This window comes from Pseudotenacibaculum haliotis, from assembly GCF_042684245.1.
GTDB lineage: Bacteria > Bacteroidota > Bacteroidia > Flavobacteriales > Flavobacteriaceae > Polaribacter > Polaribacter haliotis_A.
The window spans coordinates 538,569-561,338 of record NZ_JBHULH010000004.1 but is presented as its reverse complement, the minus strand read 5'-3'; the positions used below and the strand labels follow the sequence as shown (position 1 = coordinate 561,338).

19 protein-coding genes are annotated in these 22,770 nt (G+C 34.4%); 4 read left to right on the top strand and 15 right to left on the bottom strand.

Annotated features, from left to right (window positions below; translation table 11 throughout):
* The first annotated feature begins 1 nt into the window (after window position 1).
* Window positions 2-1,345, top strand: a complete 1,344-nt coding sequence (locus ACFSRZ_RS10610; protein WP_379666532.1) for an ATP-binding protein — start codon at window positions 2-4, stop codon at window positions 1,343-1,345.
* 9 nt (window positions 1,346-1,354) lie between these two features.
* Here the strand turns inward: ACFSRZ_RS10610 and ACFSRZ_RS10605 are convergent, their stop codons facing one another.
* Window positions 1,355-1,930, bottom strand: coding sequence for a hypothetical protein (locus ACFSRZ_RS10605; protein WP_379666531.1), 576 nt, complete (start codon window positions 1,928-1,930; stop codon window positions 1,355-1,357).
* Window positions 1,931-2,025: 95 nt separating this feature from the next.
* Window positions 2,026-3,183, bottom strand: coding sequence for a hypothetical protein (locus ACFSRZ_RS10600; protein WP_379666530.1), 1,158 nt, complete (start codon window positions 3,181-3,183; stop codon window positions 2,026-2,028).
* A gap of 108 nt (window positions 3,184-3,291) precedes the next feature.
* Between ACFSRZ_RS10600 and ACFSRZ_RS10595 the strand changes: the two genes are divergently transcribed.
* The gene (locus ACFSRZ_RS10595) at window positions 3,292-4,227 is read left to right on the top strand and encodes a threonine/serine dehydratase (RefSeq protein WP_379666529.1); all 936 of its coding nucleotides are present in this window, start codon (window positions 3,292-3,294) and stop codon (window positions 4,225-4,227) included.
* Between the two features lie 73 nt (window positions 4,228-4,300).
* Here ACFSRZ_RS10595 and ACFSRZ_RS10590 read toward each other — a convergent pair whose 3' ends face one another.
* The 6 genes from ACFSRZ_RS10590 to uvrA form a co-directional block, all read right to left on the bottom strand.
* On the bottom strand, window positions 4,301-5,050 hold the full coding sequence (locus ACFSRZ_RS10590; protein WP_379666528.1) for a LytR/AlgR family response regulator transcription factor: 750 nt from the start codon (window positions 5,048-5,050) through the stop codon (window positions 4,301-4,303).
* A 2-nt stretch (window positions 5,051-5,052) separates the two neighbouring features.
* Window positions 5,053-8,103 (bottom strand): ligand-binding sensor domain-containing protein, encoded by a 3,051-nt coding sequence (locus tag ACFSRZ_RS10585; protein WP_379666527.1) that lies wholly within the window; start codon window positions 8,101-8,103, stop codon window positions 5,053-5,055.
* Window positions 8,104-8,213: 110 nt separating this feature from the next.
* Window positions 8,214-9,305 carry a hypothetical protein gene (locus ACFSRZ_RS10580; RefSeq protein ID WP_379666526.1) on the bottom strand — a complete coding sequence of 364 codons (1,092 nt, stop codon included), beginning with the start codon at window positions 9,303-9,305 and terminating at the stop codon, window positions 8,214-8,216.
* A 102-nt stretch (window positions 9,306-9,407) separates the two neighbouring features.
* Window positions 9,408-9,569, bottom strand: coding sequence for a hypothetical protein (locus ACFSRZ_RS10575; protein WP_379666525.1), 162 nt, complete (start codon window positions 9,567-9,569; stop codon window positions 9,408-9,410).
* 105 nt (window positions 9,570-9,674) lie between these two features.
* Entirely contained in the window at window positions 9,675-10,814 is a 1,140-nt protein-coding gene (locus tag ACFSRZ_RS10570) for a hypothetical protein (protein ID WP_379666524.1), read from the bottom strand.
* A 40-nt stretch (window positions 10,815-10,854) separates the two neighbouring features.
* Window positions 10,855-13,641: an excinuclease ABC subunit UvrA gene (uvrA, locus tag ACFSRZ_RS10565; RefSeq protein ID WP_379666523.1), complete on the bottom strand. Its 2,787-nt coding sequence runs from the start codon at window positions 13,639-13,641 to the stop codon at window positions 10,855-10,857.
* A 218-nt stretch (window positions 13,642-13,859) separates the two neighbouring features.
* Here uvrA and ACFSRZ_RS10560 point away from each other — a divergent pair, with 218 nt between their 5' ends.
* Window positions 13,860-14,447 (top strand): RNA polymerase sigma factor, encoded by a 588-nt coding sequence (locus ACFSRZ_RS10560; protein ID WP_379666522.1) that lies wholly within the window; start codon window positions 13,860-13,862, stop codon window positions 14,445-14,447.
* Window positions 14,448-14,720: 273 nt separating this feature from the next.
* On the opposite strand, the gene ACFSRZ_RS10555 is transcribed toward ACFSRZ_RS10560, so the two are convergent.
* On the bottom strand, window positions 14,721-15,380 hold the full coding sequence (locus ACFSRZ_RS10555; RefSeq protein ID WP_379666521.1) for an endonuclease III domain-containing protein: 660 nt from the start codon (window positions 15,378-15,380) through the stop codon (window positions 14,721-14,723).
* A gap of 34 nt (window positions 15,381-15,414) precedes the next feature.
* Between ACFSRZ_RS10555 and bcp the strand changes: the two genes are divergently transcribed.
* Window positions 15,415-15,864, top strand: coding sequence for a thioredoxin-dependent thiol peroxidase (bcp, locus tag ACFSRZ_RS10550; RefSeq protein ID WP_379666520.1), 450 nt, complete (start codon window positions 15,415-15,417; stop codon window positions 15,862-15,864).
* A gap of 49 nt (window positions 15,865-15,913) precedes the next feature.
* Here bcp and ACFSRZ_RS10545 read toward each other — a convergent pair whose 3' ends face one another.
* From ACFSRZ_RS10545 to ACFSRZ_RS10520, 6 genes are all read right to left on the bottom strand, one after another.
* Window positions 15,914-16,210 carry a hypothetical protein gene (locus tag ACFSRZ_RS10545; protein ID WP_379666519.1) on the bottom strand — a complete coding sequence of 99 codons (297 nt, stop codon included), beginning with the start codon at window positions 16,208-16,210 and terminating at the stop codon, window positions 15,914-15,916.
* 103 nt (window positions 16,211-16,313) lie between these two features.
* Window positions 16,314-16,772, bottom strand: coding sequence for a hypothetical protein (locus ACFSRZ_RS10540; protein ID WP_379666518.1), 459 nt, complete (start codon window positions 16,770-16,772; stop codon window positions 16,314-16,316).
* A gap of 51 nt (window positions 16,773-16,823) precedes the next feature.
* Complete coding sequence (locus tag ACFSRZ_RS10535) at window positions 16,824-17,909, bottom strand: amidohydrolase family protein (protein ID WP_379666517.1); 1,086 nt, start codon at window positions 17,907-17,909, stop codon at window positions 16,824-16,826.
* A gap of 80 nt (window positions 17,910-17,989) precedes the next feature.
* The gene (locus ACFSRZ_RS10530) at window positions 17,990-19,141 is read right to left on the bottom strand and encodes a serine hydrolase domain-containing protein (RefSeq protein WP_379666516.1); all 1,152 of its coding nucleotides are present in this window, start codon (window positions 19,139-19,141) and stop codon (window positions 17,990-17,992) included.
* A gap of 105 nt (window positions 19,142-19,246) precedes the next feature.
* Window positions 19,247-20,164 (bottom strand): hypothetical protein, encoded by a 918-nt coding sequence (locus ACFSRZ_RS10525; RefSeq protein WP_379666515.1) that lies wholly within the window; start codon window positions 20,162-20,164, stop codon window positions 19,247-19,249.
* Window positions 20,165-20,309: 145 nt separating this feature from the next.
* On the bottom strand, window positions 20,310-22,760 hold the full coding sequence (locus tag ACFSRZ_RS10520) for a TonB-dependent receptor (protein ID WP_379666514.1): 2,451 nt from the start codon (window positions 22,758-22,760) through the stop codon (window positions 20,310-20,312).
* Window positions 22,761-22,770 lie beyond the last annotated feature (10 nt).

The window sequence follows — 22,770 nt, the reverse complement described above, 5'->3', positions numbered from 1 at the left end:
AATGAAACCAACACCTATAATTAACATTCAACAAACTCCATCTATATTGCCTTTATTGGCGTATTTGGAGTCAATTATCAAACACCGTTTGTCCCTAGAATTTGGACAAGAGATCTCTTTGGTCTCAGAACCGGAATTAGAACACAACCAATCTCATTTAGCAGCCTTTATAAAAGAAGAGCAATTGTACAAAGAAGATATCATTCTACTACTATTGGCATTGGTTCCTGAACTACATCCCGGGTTTTTAAGCGGAATTATCTCAGATTACTTACCCAATGGAGGTGAGTTTGCCGAGTTTGGTGGCATCAAAGGAAAAAATCATCGAGGAATTATTCCTACAGGAGAAACCTTCTTGTACATTCTCTATGGAAACGATCCGGAAGCCCGTTTGCAGGGAATCGATTTCATTCAGAGTCATTCCCAATTGATCAAACATCGATATCTATCTTTAGAATCTGTAGCCAAAGGAGAGCCCAAAATGAGTGGACGCTTGGTGTTAGACGAAGAGTGTCTGGCACGAGTCACTTTAGGTAAGATCATCAAGCCACAATTGAGTCAGAATTTCCCGGCTAGTTTGATCGAAACCAATTTGGATTGGGATGATTTGATCTTAAAGCCGAAAACCATGGACGAGATCAAAGAAATAGAAGTATGGTTGCAACACAATCAGACCTTACTGAACGATTGGAATATGAAAGGAATCATCAAACCGGGATATCGTGTCATGTTCTATGGCGCACCGGGAACCGGAAAGACCTTAACGGCTTCTTTATTGGGGAAATACACGAACAAAGATGTCTATCGCATCGATTTGTCTATGGTTGTTTCCAAATACATTGGAGAAACCGAAAAGAATCTATCTAGCTTGTTCGATAAAGCCATCAACAAAGATTGGATTCTGTTCTTTGACGAAGCCGATTCTATCTTTGGAAAACGAACTAATGTGAGAGATGCTCACGATAAGTACGCAAATCAGGAAGTTTCCTATTTATTACAACGGATAGAAGCACATCCGGGCTTGGTAATCTTAGCATCCAACCTCAAGAATAATATAGATACAGCCTTTACACGTCGTTTTCAATCCATTATTGAATTTGAGATTCCTACTCACACAGAACGCTTACGTTTGTGGAAGAACAACTTGCCCAAAAAGATTCCGTTAGAGAAAAGTCTCTCTTTAGAAGAGCTTTCCAGAAAGTATAGCATTACCGGAGCTAATATTGTCAATATCATTCAGTATGCCTGTTTAAAAACTTTAGCTGATGACGAAAAAGAGATCAAGGAAAAGCATTTGGTCGAAGGGATTAGAAAAGAATATATCAAAGAAGGAAAGACCTTATAAGAGTGGTGATCAATCCGTAAGACTTTTGATCTTTTCCGGAGCAGTAGATACAGATGTTACTCTCCATTGTTCCCCATAAATTGAAGAATATATAACTTCGATAACCAATTTGCGATTAAACCAACCTCTCAAAGCTCTTCTTCTTTCTACACCTATCTTGTCTAGTTCAGATGAAAATGTAATGGCCTCTATTATTTTATCAGCAGGAATAAGAGTTCCCGTTCTTACGGTGCTATGACCAATGTCTTTATAGCTAGAAAACAAAGAGTCTTCTTTGGTAATAATGTTGACAAAAGCAGCTCTTAGATCATGATTCTTATAAACCGAATCTTTGTAGTGTATATTGATCTCGTCTATCAATGCTGGACCAATTCCTGTATTCGAAATTAAATAACCATAACGCTTTTGATTTCCTGTATTGGCCAAAGAAATATAAGGAAAAACACTTGTGTATTGCTGTTGTCTTTGAAGCTCAAACTGTTTTCCCATTAAATTCGTTTGATAATAGACAATGTATAATGAGCCTAAACTGGCAACAAGTGCGAGAATTGTAGACGCTTTGGTAAAATTTAATTTGCTTTTCATATTATAGAAGACGGAAAATTTTAAAGAAAGTAACATTTTGGAATAAAAATTAAAATGTTTAATACTTTAACAATTATAAACCCTTGTCATTAAGGTTAATATCGTAATTTTCTTAAGGTGTAGCTAGAGGAATCTCTTGCGGATAGACGAGTATAAGTAGAATCCGTTATTTTGGTAATTACTCTTCTGTCTATTAAGCTGTCATTCGAGTTGTATATGAAATATTCACAACTTGATTTCCAAACAATTCGGTATTGTTTTATTTTCCCTCCATAATACCCATTAAACTCTGTTTGAGTAGTTTTACTTCTTTCAATTAAAAAGTTACCGAGACTAAATTTGCCTACTTGAATATTCTTACAATCATTTAAACTAGTAGTAACTTTATAGTGATGCTCTCGTTTTGGAAAGCTCAATTTTAAATTTTTTATCCAGTTATTGCTAAACTCATCAAATCGAATTGGCAGCATATCATATTCATCGCCAGAAAGAATATTTTCTACTTTATCAATAGGATAGATTTTAGAAATAGAATTTTTCTTATCTCTATAAAAGAAATACTTATTAGTGCTTCCTAAATATATTAAAGAATCATTTGGTATAATTCTTTTATGGTCATATATAAAACTAATGTTACTAAAAGATAAGAAATAGGAATTTTTTTGAATTAATTCAGCTTTGGCATAACCATAATACCAAGACATGACAATAAAAAAGAATGCTAAACTGAATATATCAAACCTAAACTTAGAGGTCTTAAAGCTTATAAATGAATTATTTGAAATTTTAATTTTAGATACTTTTGAGTGAATTAGAAAATATATTACAGGAATAATAATAGAACCAATCCCCCAAAACCTAGTTAATTTAAATAAAGCATAAAAAATAAATCCTGAGCTAATAAAAAGACTAATAATTAGAGATAGGTTTATTTGAATATTGCTTTTATTCTGCTGCTTTATTTGTTCTAAGGGAGTTTTTTTAAGAGCTCTTAGAAGTTTAAAGATTATTTTTATGAATGTTTCTATAATCCAATATGTAATTAAACAAACGATTATGGTAATTAAAAAAAGAGCTAAAATTGAAAGTACGGGGTATATTAAATTTAAAAAGATTAAAAGTATCTCATTGGTAGTTAGATAACTATATATTTCAATATTAAAACTCTCATAATATGTATGTAAATAAATGTAACCTAATATTAATAAGAAGGCATATAAAAGAGACAGGTTTTTTAAAATTCTAGCAATCATCCTCAAACAATTTGAAGTTTAAATAAGTTAATAAGAGGACTCGTTAAAACTACAAATTGAATTTTAAAAAAATAAATTTTTGGAATATTTTTGTTGAAACTTCATTTCATGCAAAAAAGCGATCTACTTTCCGTTTATCAAAGAATCAAGCCTTATGTACATAATACACCAGTTCATCACTCGCGATTGATTGATGATCTTGCAAAATGTGAACTGTACTTAAAGTGTGAAAACTTCCAAAAAGGAGGCGCTTATAAGATTCGTGGAGCTACGAATGCTATTTTACAATTGACAGATGAAGAACGAAGTAGAGGAGTAGTAACGCATTCTTCAGGGAATTTTGCACAAGCAGTTTCTTTGTCTGCAAAGAATTTAGGTGTTCCGGCTTATATAGTAATGCCAACCAATGCGCCCAAAGCCAAAAAAGCAGGAACAATTGCTTACGAAGGGATCATTACAGAATGTGAGCCCACTATTGAAGCTAGAGAAAAGGCATCTCAAAAGATTCAGGAAGAGACAGGAGCTTCTTTTTTGCACCCATCCAATCAGTTGGAAGTGATTCACGGACAGGGAACAGCTTGTTATGAGTTGTTACAAGAGGGAATTGACTTCGATTATATTGTAACACCTGTTGGTGGTGGAGGATTGATTGCAGGTACCTGTTTATTTGCCAATACCTTTTCTCCAAAAACCAAAGTAATTGGTGCAGAACCGGAAAATGTAGACGATGCATATCGTTCATTGATCAGCGGTAAAATAGAAACCAATGAAACTACAAACACCATAGCAGACGGATTGCGTACGAATTTAGGGAATCACAATTTCCCAATTATTCAGAAACATGTAGATCAGATCATTCGAGTGTCAGAAGATCAGATCGTTGCAGCCATGAGATTGGTATGGGAACGTATGAAAGTAATCATAGAACCTTCTAGCGCAGTAGCAGTAGCCGCAGTATTATACAATCAAGATGTTTTCCAAGGAAAAAAAGTAGGGGTAATTATCTCCGGAGGTAATGTAGATTTAGAGAATTTGCCTTTTTAACACCAACACCCCTGTAGTCTCCTCGAGAGGACGATTTCAATTTCCCTCCTAGTAGGAGGGATTAAGGGAGGTGTTAAATCGTATTCAAAGCCTCAATTACTTCAGCACGTTTTCGAACAGAAACAGGAACTGTATTTTTATTTTTTAAGATTAAATACCCTCCATCAGACTTGATAAAAGCCTTAACGTATTTGATATTTACCAAGTGACTTTGGTGAACACGTAAGAATTGGTAGTTCTTCAACATATCCGAAAAAGATTTCAAGGTTTTTGTTACTAAGATCTTACTTCCGTCCTGAAAGAAGAACTGAGTGTAATTATTATCCGATTCACAACGAACAATATCATCCAAATCTACCACTACAATCTTATCCAAAGTATGCAATGAGATCTTTTTAGGTCGTTGATTAGGAGCAGAGATAGAATCTTTTAAAACATTCAATTGCTCACTATCCGGTTGAATATGCTGTTTGGCCTTTTCTATTGCCTGAGCCAAATCTTCATCAGAATAAGGCTTTAAAACATAATCGATTGCGGCAAACTTAAAAGCACGGATTGCAAATTCATCACTAGCCGTTACAAAGATGATCTTAGATCTTAGATCAGGGAAAATTTCCAGAACATCAAACCCGGTACCATCACCTAGCATAATATCCAAAAACAAAATGTCAGGTTGTTGTTTACGTAATAATTTAGCAGCTTCTACAACACCTGCAGCTTTCCCAATGATAGAGATAGAAGGGTGTTTTTGCAGAATATCATTCTCCAACAACTTTAAAGCTGCCGGTAGATCATCTACGAGTATGGCGGTGTGTTGACTCACGGTTAAAAATCAGTTTTTAAAGGTAAACGAAAAGAAACAATTGTCCCATTATCTTCTTTGATAATTAAAGAATGTTCTTGTGTTAAACTTTGAATTCGTTCTTGAGTTACTTTTAAAGCTGTAGAGGGGTGGTGACTCTTCTTCATTTGTTTAGATTGCTCTATTCCAATTCCATTGTCTTTGATCTTACATTCTAGATAATCACCCTTAACGATAAACTCAATATCAATCTTTCCTTTTCGATTGATGTGTTTAAAGCCATGCTTTACACTATTCTCTACAAAAGGTTGAATGAGCATAGGAGGGATGAGGATTTCTTCTACATCTATTCCTTGAGTTTGTGTATGTATTTCATAATCAAACTGCTTAGAAGCCATTTGTTGCTCTAAAGTCAAATAATTATCAAGTGTTTTGATCTCGTCTTTCAATGAGATTTCTTCTTGTCTAGAACTGTTGAGGATATTTCTAAGCAGAGTTGCAAATGTATTGATGGTAGAATTCATTTGCTCAGTTTCACCTTCAGACCCCATAGACTTGATACCGTTCAATACATTAAAGATAAAGTGAGGATTCATCTGTAACTGCAAAGCCTTTTGTTCTAGAGATAAGAGATGATTTTCCAACTGTAGCTGTTCAAACTTTCGTCTGTTTTTTAGTTTAACTCTTCTAACAATAAGAAGAATGATCAACAGTGCAATAAAAGACAAACCGGAATAAACCGACCATAAGAAAGTCGATTCTTCATACCATGGTTTTTGTATTAAAAATTGAAAACTGATAGGACTACTTTGCACCCAATCGATATTTCTTGCCTGTACGGTAAACTCATAAGTACCGTCTTTTAAGTTGGCAAAATCAATAGATTCTTTTGAACTCCAAGGACCATACTCTCCATCAATACCATCACGATTTAATTTCCAACGATACTCAATTCCTTGTGGGTGATTGATATCTATAGACTTATAGTGAAACGAAAGATGATTCTCATCGGTCTTCAATTGCAATACCTCAGAATATGCGTTGATATTCAAACTATCTACAGGTTGGTAGGCGACTTCTATATTATCAAAATAAATATTTGGTTTAGGCTTTTTTAATTGATTGTTAGTAGGAACATATTTGGTGAGCCCATTCATGGTACCAAACCAAATGTTTCCATTTACATCTTTGTCTACAGCATTTCTACAAGTTTCAATCCCTAAAAAACCGTCACTTCTATCAAAGTAAAAAACATCACTAATAGAATTGTTTGCATCCAAGACAATTTTATTGACTCCTTTTTCTGTTCCTGCCCAAAGATTGTTTTCATTGTCAAAGATGAGTTGGTAGATATTATTGGAGTTTAGATTTTTAACCCCTTTCAGTTGTTTGATCTCTCTTGGGTTTTGTGTGTTGGCAATCCAAATACCATCGCCTAAAGTTCCTAGATAAATATTTTCATCTTTGATTAAAAGACTGGTAATGGCTATTTCTTTTTCTAGTATTCTATAAAAATCTCGAACCTGACCTCTTTGTATATATCCAAGGTTTCCGCTATTGGTAGCATACCAAACTTTTCCTTGTGGACCAATGATCATATCATTGATCAAAAGATCTTTGATTCCTTTTTTGGTTCCATAGATGTTGCTAATACTAGGACTATCACCATTTTTGTCGTATTGCATTTGAACAATTCCTGAAGAATATGTGGCAATCCAAGTAGTGTAAAATTGTGTTTGAATTTTTTTGATCCAATTAGAAGTCAATCCATCTTCCATACTAATGGTGTCAGTTACCAATGTGTATTCAGGGAATAGTTTCTTATCGATTACATCAAATTTTGACTCTTTTTGAAGAGAATCCAATTCAATATACTTTCGTTTGAAAAGAAGGATTCCTTTGCCATCAGTTCCTACCCAAATATTATCCTTACGATCTGAAGCAATGGTTTTCACCTTCACATTGTTTAAATACCCGTTATCATTTAGAATAGGCTCTATTCCTAAGCTATCTATCTTAATAATTCCTTTCTCAGAATTGGATATCCATATTTCTTTATCCTTTCTATGTACTGCATAAATCCTATTTCCTTTAAGTCCGGAATTCCTGTCGAAATGTTGAAAGTTGTTTTGTGTAAGCTTGTATAAACCACCTCCTGAGGTAGCAATCCAAATGTTGTCTTGTGTATCTTTTAGAATAGATCGAATTTGGTTAATAGCCAAACCATTACTCTGGTTGATACGTTGTTGCACCTTAAATTGTGTGTCAAGAATTATAATGCCATCAGAATCCGTTGCAATCCAATATTGTCCATCAATCCAGTGAACTTTATTAACCCTGTCTATTTCTTTGATCTCTTTGACGATTTTTCCGTTTTGAAGAACTTTGATCCCGTTATCAAAAGTAGAAGCAAAGATTAGGTTGTTTACTTTCAGAAATGAAGTATAATCCGAACTATCTAGTTTGTCTGTTTTCTTAGGCTTGTTTAACTGATCAAAGCGCCACAATCCTTTTTTGGTAGCAATCAAATAGTTTTTTCCATCCTTAATAAGATCTGTAACAATGTTTTGATCTACTCGTAAGACAGAGCTCAAAGGCTGTAAAGAGTCTTTTTGAAATAAGAAAATACCTTTGTCTGTGGCAAGGTAAGTTGATTGATCTAAAGAGATAACCCGATTTACTTTTGGCGTTTCAAAATTCTTAAAACGACCTTTGGCATATATAGAAAGTCCGGAAAAGGTTCCAATAAAAAGACTATCATCTTTGACCAATAATGAATTTACGAAGTTGGATTTTAACCCAGTTTTTTCATTAAAAACAGTGAATTTATCTCCGTCAAACCTAGCAAGCCCACCTCCTTGTGTTGCCAACCACAGATAACCGATAGAATCTTGCACAATATCATATACCTGAGATTGTGGTAACCCTTCTTTGGTGTTGAAATTTTGTATTTGACTGTTCTGTGAAAAAGAGTAGGAACTAAGGAATAATGAGAAAAGAATAAAAACAAAAATGTCTGTTCGAATGAATTTACATTTTTGTTGAAACAAATTCAAAATTACTCGAAGCGACATTCTATATATTTTTACTTTGATCATTTTTTCTTGGAGAACAAACTTACGCAAAAAGTAACTGCTCTTAACAAGCAGCTACTTTTCCAACCAAACAAATAGCATTCCAAAATCTACTTCATTGCGTACAGACGTAAATTCTCTGTATCAGGTTCTACATGTTGTAGGTCTCCATAAGGTTTAATCAAAGGTTTCAAAACGCACAGCACAGTTACCTTTCCTTTAATAATTAACTTATTTCCTTTTACAGTAGATCTCCATCTGAACTTCTCCAACGGAATGTTATACTTTTTCATAGCTTGTGATAGTTTTTCATCTTGTTCGATCCAATCCATAATAGCTTCCGGTGATTTTAATTTTGGCATTTCATCATCAGAATTGGTGTAATCAAACTCCCATTTTACAGGGATACTGAATCGATTTGTATAAGGATCTCCAACATAACGCTCTTTTACATTGTTTAAAGCATCATACCAATCGATATCTTTTTCTTCAGGGTATTTTCTTGCAATCTCTTTAGACAAGTCAACTTTTCCCGGTGATTGTGAGTATGGAAAGAATACATAATAAGGCTTTGCTAAGTAGTGACTAGAAAACTCACCTCCAAAAACAGCCACATAAGGAGAAGCAATTACGTTAGGAACTTCATCACCAACAAAAGCATCTTTTAAAGTTTTCATTAATTCTACATTGTCTCCTAAAGCTTCTGAATGGAAAATAACTTTGGTTCCTTTACTAATGCCTTCTTTTAGAGAAGGCAATGTACCTAAAGTTATAGCTTTACGTAAACTTTCTGTTGTTACTTTATCTCCCTTAACCAATGTTTCCAAACCCATTCCTTCCCATGGATTGTGACTAGCTACAATATGGATTTCACCATACAAATTCCCATCATAATTCTTATTCAGCCAGTTAAAGATCTCTTGCATTGAGTAAGCATGATCTACCACTTCAAACTGTTTGTCGATAAAATAGGAGCGAGCACTTTTATAAAAGTTCTTTTCACTACTATCGATCCCAGTAATAAAAACCACAGGCTTTCTATAGAAAATCTCTTCTTTTACTGTTGTGGTTTCTGTATTCTCAATATTATCTGCAATTACCTCATTGGTTTTTACAGGTGCCTTCTTGTCACAGCTTACAAACTGTCCTGCTAGTAGGAGTAATCCCATTACTGCACTTACTTTAACGATCCCTTTTCTCATACTTTCTAAATTTAACTGGTTACTACTTTCTTGACGCTGTGTTTATTATTGAATGATTGTGATAATTACTTGTCTTATACAAGCGGTTTCTTTTTTTCTACTTTAAGAATTTAAGGCAGCTTTCAAACAATGTGATAAGTTTGGATTTGTTTTCCATAAACCATCTCTTTCTTTTTCAATAGTTACAATTTCCCCATCATTACTAATACGTACATTAATCTTTGTGTAATTTTTGGCGATGTTTGATAAGCTGCCTAAACCCATTAACTAACTATTTCTCGTGATTTACATTTCAAATGTAGTACGAGGTATTTGCTAAATAGGATAGGAATTAGAATTCGTAAAGGATAAACTAGAATTCGTAGAAAACTATTCTGTTACCTTGTTGTAATCGAATAGAATTGTGAGGTTTTTTTGGCTTGGATCATCAGCAAAAGAGCGTAGATACTGGTCTAAATCTTGAATCATTCTTTCCTCAGGATAAAAAAGAACCTTATTATCGTATTGAGCCCATTCGTTCACATTTAGATAAGGCTGCTCGTTATGATAACGATAGAAAGATTGAACATGTTCCGGTAACTTATCTTCCAGATCTTGATGAATAGTGACGTTGTAATAATGCAAATCAGCAGTAAAAAAATGGAACGATAATAGATTGTCATAGAATCCAAAGAAGGTGTTGGAAAGAGGTAATACCATAACCATGAAGATGAGAACCCCACGCTGTAAATCAAACTTGGAAACAAAGAAATCCAAAGGCTTGAATGTTTGAAGTCCATAGAATAAAACAACCACACTAAACATGTTTTGAAAATTCCATGGAACTACATTATAACCGTATCCGAGATAAAATAGTAAGAACACGATCATAGCATGCATTCCCAGAATAAAGGCAATACCAAATTTTCTGGTTTTGTTAAAGAGTAGAAAAACTCCCATAGAAGCTTCGAGCCAAGGAACAGCATAGGTAAATGCTTCTAAAAACCATTGTGGCAAGCAAAGTAATGCTGTATTGTTTGGATCTATACAACTAAAATGTTTGTTCAAAGCACTCATCCATTGGATGTAAAAAGCTTCATTTAGTTTTTGAACTCCACTCCAAAAGTACGTAGCAAAAAAGATGAGAATTACTGTATATAATACTTTTTTAGCATCCGTTTTCTTTGGAAAAAGAACAATAGCAAGCAATGTTAATGCAGATTGATAAAAATAAGGTTGCAGTCGGTTTTGATCGACTAGAGCTAGGTAGACATAGGTAAGAAGTACCAACCAGCCCAACCAACGCTTGTTGTAGAAGATATAGATCAACTGACCCCCAAATAGAATTCCCCAAAAAACATATTCCATAAACCCAACAGGAATAGGAATCCAATCAAATAAAGGAAATACAGGGAATGTTTTGGTAGTTAGCCAAAGTTTTGGCGCGTACAACATCAAAATGAGTGTTGAGGTAACTGCAGCAATTCGCGTCCAGTTTACTCTTTGTTCATCTGTCAGATTGAATATCATGATAGCGAAGATAGTACAGAGAACTTAAAAAATGAAATGCTTACAACTTTTCTTTTAAGTATTGAGATGTGTACGATTTTTTGTTCTTGATCAGTTCTTCAGGAGTCCCTTCAAAAACCAATTCTCCTCCTTTTTTACCACCTTCTAAACCTAGATCTAAAATATAATCGGCACATTTGATCAACTCAATATTATGCTCTATTACAATGATAGAATGCCCTTTTTCAATAAGAGCATTGAATGAGGCTAATAGTTTTTTGATATCGTGAAAATGCAATCCTGTTGTAGGCTCATCAAATATAAAAAGTGCTTTGTCTTTAGTATTTCCTTTCACCAAGAATGAAGCTAGTTTGATACGTTGTGCTTCTCCTCCGGATAGAGTAGAAGAGGATTGTCCCAATTGTACATACCCTAAACCAACATCTTGCAACGGCTTTAATTTCTGAGCTACTTTGGTTTGCTTGTGTTCAGTAAAGAATGCTACAGCGTCGTCTATGGTCATGTTAAGAACATCATCGATATTCTTGCCTTCAAAAGCAACTTCTAAAACTTCTTTCTTAAATCGTTTTCCTCCACAGGTTTCACACTGAAGATGAACATCGGCCATAAATTGCATTTCAATAGTTACTTCTCCTTCTCCTTTACAAACTTCACATCGTCCGCCTTCTACATTAAAAGAAAAGTGCTTAGGTTTATAATTTCTAATCTTCGAAAGTTTCTGTGAGGATAACAATGCTCTAATATCATCGTAAGCTTTGATATAGGTTACAGGATTGGAACGAGAAGAACGCCCAATAGGGTTTTGATCAATAAATTCTACATGCTTCAGATGGTCAAAACTTCCTTTTACTTCTGTATGTTGCCCGATCTTTTCTCCATAACCAATCAATTTCTTCTGCATTGCAGGATACAAGATCTTCTTAACCAAAGTACTTTTACCACTTCCAGATACTCCGGTAATAACCGTAAGCGCATTTAAAGGAAAAGTAGCTGTAATATTCTTTAGATTATTTTCTCTGGCACCTACAACTTGTATATAATTCTTCGAGTTTCTTCGGTGATCAGGAACTTCAATTTTCAAATCTTCATTTAAGTATTGTGCTGTAAGTGAGTTTGAACTTAATATTTGCTCAAAATCACCTGTAGCTACTACTTTTCCTCCATAAGTTCCGGCTTCTGGACCTATATCTATGATGTAATCGGCAGCCTTCATAATATCTTCATCATGTTCAACAACAATTACAGTATTTCCTAAATCTCTTAAGTCTTTCAATACGCCAATCAGACGTTCAGTATCTTTTGGATGTAATCCAATACTAGGTTCATCTAAGATGTACATAGAACCTACTAAACTACTCCCTAAAGAAGTTGCCAGGTTGATACGCTGACTTTCTCCTCCGGATAATGTATTGGAAGTTCTGTTCAAAGTCAGATAACTCAATCCAACATCTTTTAGAAAACGCAAACGATTGTTGATCTCGGTTAATAAGCGCTTCCCAATTTTCTCTTCGTATGTATTTAAGTTTATTTCCTGAAAGAAAACGTAAAGCTCATCCAAAGGCATTGTAATAAGCTCAGAGATGGTTTTACCATATACTTTTACATAATCAGCTTCTTTTCTTAAGCGCTTCCCATTACATTCTGTACATGTTGTTTTTCCCCTATAGCGAGAAAGCATCACTCGATTTTGGATCTTGTAACTCTTTTCTTCCAGTGCATTAAAAAAGTGATGTATTCCTTTAAAATCGCTATTACCGTTCCAGACTAACTCTTTTTGTTTTTCCGTTAGCTCAAACCATGGCTTATGAATAGGAATGTCATATTTATAAGCGGCGGTTACTAAATCTTCTTTATAATGCTTGTAAGAATCTGATCGGAAAGGGAAAATGGCATCATCGTAAATAGATAGTCCTGTATTAGGAATAACCAAATCTTCATCAATTCCAATTACATTTCCGTATCCTTCACATTTAGGACATGCTCCGTAAGGATTGTTGAAACTGAACAAATGTGTATTCGGTTCCAAAAAACTCATCCCGTCTAATTCAAATTTGTTGTTGAATTCAGTTACAGAATTATCCTCGAGACTTTCGATATAGCAAACACCTTTTCCTTCAAAATAAGCAGTTTGCACAGCATCTGCCAAGCGATTGTAAAAATCTTCATCATCTTGAACAACAATACGATCAACAACTAACTTTAGATCGCTATAATCTGATTGATCAGTAGGAAGATCGTCAATACGAAATATTTTACCTTGATATTGCAATCTGGCATATCCTTGTTGTGACAAAACTTTTAAGACTGTAGCAATATCTCTTTTTTCACTTATTTCAATAGGGCTTAGCAACAATAGCTTAGTACGTTCTTTAAAGCCTTTGATAAAATCGATCACATCGGTAACAGTATGCTTTTTTACCAAATCTCCTGAGATAGGAGAGTAGGTCTTACCAATTCTTGCGTATAAAAGCTTGATATAATCGTAAATCTCTGTAGATGTACCTACTGTAGAACGAGGGTTTGTAGAATTAACCTTTTGTTCTATGGCAATTGCCGGAGCAATCCCTTTAATATAATCTACCTTAGGTTTGTGTAGTTTCCCTAAGAACTGACGAGCATAAGAAGACAGACTTTCTACATAACGCCTTTGCCCTTCTGCATACAATGTATCAAATGCCAAAGAAGATTTTCCGGAACCGGACAATCCTGTTATAACGACTAATTTGTTTCTGGGAATAACAACATCAATATCTTTTAAATTGTGGAGTTTTGCTCCTTTTATGATGATGTTTTGCTTGGGATTTACTTTAGAAATATCTGTGTTCATTGGGCTCGAAAAACAAGCCCTAAAAATAATCAATTTTCGTCTGATGAATAAATGAATTGAATTGAAATTTGTTAAAAAATTTGTCTTTCAAAAAAATAATCTTCATCTTTGGTTCTCTAATAATCAGAAAATTATACGCATATAGTAAAAAACTACTTTTAATAGATTAACAAAATTAATAATCGAAAAGCCCCTTAGCTTTTCCTAAAAGTAGTGATATGATGTATAGAAATTCCACACCAGACAGTACTTTAGTGAGCAATTATATTCAAGGAAGTGAAACATGCCTTGAAATACTGATTAAAAGACATCAACAACGTCTCTATAGCTTTATTTACAGCAAAGTTCAGGATAGAGATATTGCAGAAGATATTTTTCAAGATACATTCATTAAAGTAATCCGTACCCTTAAATTGGGGAATTATAATGAAGAAGGTAAGTTTTTACCTTGGGTTATGAGAATCGCCCAAAATTTAATTATTGATTATTTCAGAAAGTCGAATCGTATGCCGGCTTTTAAGAATACAGACGAATTTGATATCTTCTCAATTATTAGTGATGGTGATTTGAATGCAGAAAAAAAGATTATCAAAGAGCAGATTTTATCGGATGTTCGTGAGTTAATACATGAGCTACCAGAAGAGCAAAAAGAAGTGCTTGTGATGCGTATTTACAAGGATATGAGCTTTAAAGAAATAAGTGAAAATACAGATGTAAGTATCAATACTGCATTGGGTAGAATGCGTTATGCTTTGATTAATTTGAGAAAGATCATAGAAAAAAATAAAATAATTTTAGTAAATTGACAATAAATGTAAAGTAGCTGCGTTAGCATATTGAAAGCCAACAAATAAACTTGTATGTATGAAGCAACTTTACACTAGAAAGCCTTCTGAATTTCAGGAGCAACCCAAACAAGAAACAGTTCAATTTTTGATTAATTTTTCCAAATCGCTATCAGTTGTTAAAACGAAATCAAATTTTCTCATTGAATTGAATTTGAATTAAGAGTGGAAAAAGTCTTGACAGGAGTCAAGGCTTTTTTTATTGAAGGTATCTTAGACTCCGTTCAGATATCATTATTTTTTCTTCCCCTTCTTGTAATCGTCTAAAACTGTTTTTCGGCCAACTGTGCTTGTAATCACATCGTTTTCCAATTTCCAACCACGAGCAGGGCTGTATTCTCTTCCGTAGTAAATGATTTGCAAATGTAGTTTGTTCCAAATCTCTCTGGGGAAAAGACGCTTGGCATCTTTTTCAGTCTGATCTACACTTTTGCCATTGCTTAGATTCCAGCGATACATCAAGCGATGAATATGAGTATCTACAGGAAAGGCAGGAACTCCAAATGCCTGGCTCATAACTACACTAGCTGTTTTATGACCTACAGCCGGCAAGGCTTCTAAAGCTTCAAAACTCTGTGGTACTTCTCCATTGTGCTTATCAATTAAGATTTGAGATAATCCGTGAATACCTTTGGATTTCATTGGCGACAACCCAACAGGTTTAATGATCTCACGAATCTCTTCTACGGTTAGTTTAACCATATCGTAGGGATTATCTGCTTTCTCAAAAAGGAGAGGAGTAATAATATTTACGCGTGCATCTGTACTTTGCGCAGACATTAAAACTGCAATTAACAGTGTGTACGGATCTTTATGGTCTAATGGAATGGGAGTTTCAGGGTAGAGTTCTTCAAGTGTGTCAATCACAAATTGAACCTTTTCAGCTTTAGTCATTTTCAGTATCTTTACAATGACAAAAATACAAATTATGACCACACTAAAAGTTGGCGATAAAGCCCCAAATTTTGAAGCAAAAGATAATCAGGGAATTACCAGAAAATTAGGAGATTATGCAGGAAAGAAACTAGTGGTATTCTTCTATCCAAAGGCTAGTACACCTGGTTGTACAGCTGAAGCATGTAACTTACGTGACAATTATCACACATTTCAAGCTCAAGGATATGAAATCTTAGGTGTAAGTGCAGATTCTGCGAAAAGACAACAAAACTTTATTGATAAATATGATTTACCATTTCCATTATTGGCAGATGAAGATCATGCTGTAATCAATGCGTTTGGTGTTTGGGGGCCAAAGAAGTTTATGGGACGTGAGTATGATGGTATTCACAGAACTACTTTTGTAATTGATGAAAATGGAGTATTAGAAGATGTAATTCTGAAAGTAAAGACAAAAGATCATACTGCACAGATTTTATAATTCCAATAGAATAAAATAAAAATGAGGTCGAATTTATATTCGGCCTTTTTTAGCTTAAAATTGTAACGAAAAAAACAAGTATAATTAGAATTAAGAAGAGAATTCCCATTGAACGTAGAAAAGAATCCCATGTAATTGAAAGCCCTTTTTTATAAGTAGAACTTTCCATCTTTTTTCCACGTTTTCTGCTTCTTCGTTCTTTGGTATACCAATCAGGAACATCAAATTCTCCTCTTTGATAAGCTGCCCAAGCAGCACCGGCACTATCTTCTGCAGCATCGCTAGTACGTCCACGAACAATATATTCGTCGATGTAATCTAGCATTTCTTGATCTTTATCGGCCATGATACATCGATTTTTAGATTTGACCTATAAAGATACGGTGAAATTTTTTAACCGACTGATCTGTAGTTGTTTGTGTTTTTTTTGCCTGAAAAAGATGACGTTTTTAAGAAGACATTTTGAAACTCAGCTGAAGACCTTTTTTCTCTGCTTGTTTATCTTTAGCAGTTCCAATGGCTATTCCTACCATCATTCCTATCGGAATTCCTATGCTTATAAATGCCATATTATTCATAGAAGTCCCAATACCAACGCCAAAAGGAATTCCGAAAGTAGTCATTCCTAAAGCTAACCAAGTAGAACGATAGTAATTTTTGGGAACGATCTTATGCTTTTTTTCAATATGCTTGATGATTTGGTGCTTTACTGTCCTAGTATTCTTTCTCAAGGTTTTATCATCATTTGAAGTGTTGATGAGTTCAATTTTTTCATTTATAAATTGAACGGTATCATGAGATAAGTTTCGAGAATTGAGTTCTGCAATTAGTGCTTCAAAATTTTGGTAGCAAGTTTCTGCTTTTTTATCTCTAAAAGCTCTTCTTCTTTTCAATTCTTTAATTTCCATAGTTATTCGTTTACGCTCTGTTAGACAAAGCAATCTTATTTTTGTTACAAATTATTTTGAAAACAAACTTTTATCCAATCCGGGAACGATTCGTAATGCATTCTTATAGTAGACTTTTTTTAGCACTTCATCAGGAAGGTCAAGTCCATACATGGCCCAAAAAGCATGGTATTTTTTATGATAAGGGAAATACTCATCATCACTTTCCAAAACTCTAAAATAGGTTGGAAATTCTTTAGGTTGCCAGCTATCTTTTCCGAATAGAATTCGATCTTGATACTTGATGAAGAACTTTCTGGCAAAGCGAGGTTGGCGACCTAATTCAGCAATAATAGCACCGATTCCTACATTCATATTAGGAATTTCATCCAGCAATTCTCCAAGTTTACCAAGATCATTGGCCAACCAGCTCATGTGCGCACTGACGAATGTGGTCTTTGGGTGCTTTTTAAACATATTGTGTTGCTCTTGCATGATGGTTTCCCATGGAGCAGGGTTGTTAGCTCCTCTTTTTCTTCTTGGTCGTGTTTTTAACTCTAACCAACGCTCATTATCAGCATTGAAATCATCCCAAAAAGGCTTAGGGTCGGCAGAATGAATCAATACCGGAATTCCCAACTCTCCGCATTTAGCCCAAATAGGATCTAATCTAGGGTCATCTACCTTTACTCGTTGTCCATTTACATCCAAATCACGTAATCCTAATCCTTTGTAGATCTTTAAACCACGAGCTCCATTTTTAACATCTTGTTCTAACTGTTTTACTGTTGCTGCTGTCCATCCCGATTTTCCTACATTATTGTGAAAACGAATATTAGCGAAAACAACAAAACGATTCGGGTAATTATCTGCAATGTTTTTAACAGATCTTTGCAAATCAGCACCAGAACGCCCGCTTAAATTCACCATAATAGCCATATTCAAAGTATCCATAGCCGCTATTACTGGAGCTAAGTCTTGAGTAGGCATTCTATATTGATGTCCGTGAATATCGATAAAAGGGAACTTAGCTCTTTTGATCACTTTACCGGGAACAACCAAAGTAGATTTCGGGTTATATTCTTCAAAAGTTAGATCTTGAGCAGAAACAGTTACCGAAAAAAGGAATAAGATAACCAGAGTGTATATAGATTTCATAAAGTTGTTTTGTAAATAGTAAATGTACGTAAGAATAAAGCTTACTAGCTGATCTTTTCGTGTTTTAACAAGACTTTTTGTTAATTCACTGCATCGATTACTTTCTTCATAAAATCTCCCAATTTAGAACTGTCTAACCAGCGAGTAACCACAACCAAATCGTGCTCTTCATCAATAACAATAAAATTACCACCAAAACCTCTAGCAGAATAAATGTTCTTAGAAAGACCTTTTAGGCTTTGTTTCTCATTTAACCACCACATGAAACCGTAATTCTTATTAGCAAAAGAAGGTTTTCTTGCAGCAGTGATCCAGTCTTCAGAAATCAATTGTTTTCCGTTCCATTTTCCTTTTCTCAGAAACAAAAGACCAAAACGTGCATGATCTAAAGTGTTGATAAAGATTCCGCCACCAAAATGACCACCACCACTTACAGACTGCATCATGATTCCGTCAACATTTACAAAAGAATTTTTATAACCATGCCAGCGCCACGTTGTAGAAGCCCCAATAGGATCCATGATCTTTTCTTTTAAGATCATAGGCAAAGGTTTTCTCCAAACTTGTAATAGAGAATAGGCAAGGAGGTTTACACGTACATCATTGTATTTATAATGTGTACCGGGTTCGTATAATTTTCTGTTTTTCCAATCATCAATGGTTCCTCTTCTTGGAGGTCTGTCTGCCCAGTCACAAATATCAAACTGACAACCCGACCAATCTGAAGATTGATTTAATAAGTGCCTCCATGTTACTTTTGAATTGTGTGGACCTTCAAAAGTATCGTCGGTTACATAGTTTTTTACAGCATCATCTACATTTTTGATCAATTTCTCATCAACGGCCAATCCTGCTACAGTTGATAAATAACTTTTGGTAACGCTAAAAGTCATGTCTACACGATTGATATCTCCCCATTGTGCTACGATATATCCGTTTTTGATGATAAGTCCGGCAGGCTTTCCACGTTTTTTCATAGGGCCTAAAATTCGATAGTTAGGCTCTCGGCCAAAAGCTTTGATATTAGCAATTCGAAGATCTCGTTCTACTTTGTTTTCATTGTTTAAAGCAAAGCTAACAGCAGATTTTAACTTCTCTGAGCTCATTCCAACTTCAGTGGCTGTTTTGGTTTGCCAAGAGGAACCTGGGTAGTAAGTAGATTGACTATAAAAAGAGTGAGAAACAAATAAAAAACACAGTAAGAAACTGAGTTTCCAAATACGAATTTTCATGATGATTGGTTTTGTTAGATGTTAAAGATAATCATCTGAAAAATAGATTGAAAAAAACTAGGTAGAGTTTAACAAGAAATAGATTTGTTAGAGAGAAAATAACATTTATAGCTCGTCTATAAATCTTTTAATTAGCACGGATGCTTTTTTACTTTTCTCTTTATCAAAAAAGTCTATAGAATTTATTTCTTGTAAAATGCTTTTAAGATCTTCTCTTCCTGATAAATAGACAACTCTTTCTAATAAGAACTCTGAAAACCAAATTTCTTCTAGGTTTGCTTTCTTCAATTGATCAGTAAGAAATGACAATACTATTTCATCATCGACACTAGCTATGATGTCAATAAGCCCCATATCTTGATATGTTACCTTATCTACCTCAAGAAAAGCTTTTGTCAGTGATTGAATATGTTTCCTATCTAAAAATATTTTTCTAGTAAATGTTTCTTTGTCTCTATCATAAGAAGACATAAAATCACTTGTTGGAGATAATTCGTAAGTCCCTTCCCAGCGTGTATATTTATTAGAAGCGCAAGCAACTAACCAATCAACTGTTTTTAAATCTCTCTCCACTTTTTTTTTAATCTTTAGTATAGATTGCATTTCTTGGATACGCTTTTTATATACTAAAAATGCTTCTTGATTTATTGTTTTTGATCCATAGGATAAAGCATGGGTAAAATAACCTTTTCCATCTTGTTTTTTATTAAGAAATGCTAGAACAGTAGAATTTTTAGTGTAATTTGCTGGAGCAGGACAAATCATGTTTGAAGCAAAAAAAACGCTAATAGTATCATGTTTAATTTTTCCTTGTAATGTTTTTTTTACGACCAATGTTGCTTTAGCGCTATGCCAGTCTTCACCAGTAACATTTTTTTCGATTTTTATTACAGAGGCAAATACAATATACTTGGCCTCTTTTACAAGTTTCCTTAAAGGTCTAGGAGTAATAGGGTAGGTATTGGCAGAAATAGTATGTACGATACCTACAAGAATGAAGGTTAACAGCAATTTTGTTTTCATAGTTCAAGAATTTATTTCATAGTTATAAAGTTGACATCAAACCTTATACCATGATTGTATAAATCACTTTAAAACTAAATGAAAATTGAATGGTAAACTATTAATAATGAGTTAAAACTACTTATAAATGAGTAAAGAGTATCAATTAAAATCTCATACTCAGGCGGAAATTCAAAATACGACCTGATAAGAAGTTAGGAACACCAAATTGATTTTGAGTAGCAGCATCACGTACCCAAGTGTTGGTAATGGAGTTTTGAATATCAAACATGTTAAACAATTCCAGCCCGGCAGTTAGTTCTTTAAATTGACTCAACCAACCTGTTTCATGTTTCTTATTCGCATCAGCAAATACATATAAAACCCCTAAATCTGCTCTACGGTAGTCGCGTAAGCGGAATTGGAAATCATAAGGATCTGCATAAGCAGGAGCTCCACCGGGAACTCCGGTATTGTATACAAGGTTTAGGTAAGCTTTTAAATCCGGTAAGTTAGGAACGTAATCTTGGAACAAGATTCCAAGTTTTACACGCTGGTCCGTTGGTCTAGCTATATACCCTCTATTGTCTATATTTTCTTCAGTTTTTAAAATTCCTAAGCTGATCCAACTTTCATTCCCGGGAACAAACTCACCATTCAAACGTACATCAATTCCAGTAGCATAGGCTTTTGCATTGTTATTGGCTTGATAGCGAATTCTAACGTTGTCTACTACATAAGAATTCACATCAGATAAGCTTTTGTAGTAAACCTCTGTAGTTAGCTTAAAAGGTCTGTCCCACATTTCAAAACTATAGTCCATACCGGCTACTGCATGAACAGATTTTTGCGCTTTTACATTTGGATTGATATTTCCATCAAAACCTCTTAATTCTTTATAAAACGGAGGTTGTGCATAAAGCCCTCCAGATACTCTAAACAACATGTCTTTGTCCCAATCCGGTTTGATGGCGAATTGTGCTCTAGGGCTAAAGATAAATTGATTTACAGCATTTCCATTATTTGCTTTAACAGACCAAGACTGTCCGCGTACACCTACATTCCACCATATTTGGTGTTCTCCCAAAAAACCTTTTTTACTGTACTGTAAAAATCCAAGAATACGGTTGATGGTCAATTCGTTTTCTGTTCTGATACTTTGAAAAGGAACGATAGGACCGATATATGGAGTATAAGGTTGATCGTTGATAAAGCCTAATCCATCAGGGTTGATAGAAAAACCAAGGAAGTTAACTACTTCAAATTCTCTGATACGATCTTTAATATCTTCTGTTTGATATTTTAACCCAAAGTCAATTTGATGATCATCTTTTTGATAACTACCTCGTATTTGAAGATTGGCAATTAAAGCATCTAAATCGTTACGAGAGTGATTTAATTGAGAGCCGATTCCTTGAGAGAAAGTAACCTCTCCAAAATTCTCAGAACCTATATTAGAATCAACTTCTCCTAAATTATAATTTGCGGCAATGTCAAAATACTCTTCTTCTTGTGTGTTGTATGCAGATGCTGTTGCTGTTAACTTGAAATCATCATTTACTTGATATTCTGCACTCAATGCACCAAACATTGTTAGATATTTATCTTGTTCCTGACCTTCGTAAAAAACGATCAATTCCAATGGATCATTCAATGTACCAAAACGAGTACGTCTGGTCACAGGCTGATAATCATAGTTGTTTAATGAGAAGTTTCCTAAGAAATTAAAGGTCCATTGCTCATCGTGCTTATAGGATAAAAAACTTTGTATATCTGTAAATCGAGGTCTAAAGTTGGTTTCTATCTGCTTACTGTTTACAAACAAACTATTATCGCGATAACGAATTCCTACAATGGCACTTAATTTATCATTCCATAAAAGATCTTCAATAGTAATGCTTCCTCCCAACAAACTTCCATCAACAGCTAAAGAAAACTCTTTAGGTTTTCTGTAGGTAATGTCTAAAACCGAAGAAAGACGATCGCCATATTTAGCTTGAAACCCTCCGGCAGAGAACTTGATGTTCTGTACCATGTTTGTATTGACAAAGCTTAATCCTTCTTGTTGACCGGAACGAATAAGAAAAGGTCTGTAAACTTCAATTCCATTTACATAGACAAGATTTTCATCAAAATTACCTCCACGTACATTGTATTGTGTACTTAATTCATTGTTGTTACTAACTCCTGGTAAAGTCATTAATAAGGTTTCTATACTAGCTGTAGGAGAGGGGATCTTATCAATAAGTTTTGCATCTAAGGTAGTTACACCTTCTGCATTATTCCTATCATTTTTGATGATAACTTCATCTAGAACTTCATTTTTTGAGATCATGACAGGAGAAAAACGAATGACCGTTCTTTTCTTTGCAGTAAACTCTTTGGTGAGTGTTCTATAACCTACATAACTAAAAGTAAGCGTGATAGTTTGGTCTAAAGGAATTCGTATTTCATAGTAGCCTCTTTTGTTGGTAGTGGTACCTACATCTCCATATCTAACAGAAACTTTTTCTAAAGATTCATTCTGTTTGTTCTTAACAAAACCTTTGACAACAGTGGTTTTTTGAGCCCAGACCAAAGCTGGAAATAACAATAATAAGAGTACTAGTTTTCTCACGTAAATATTG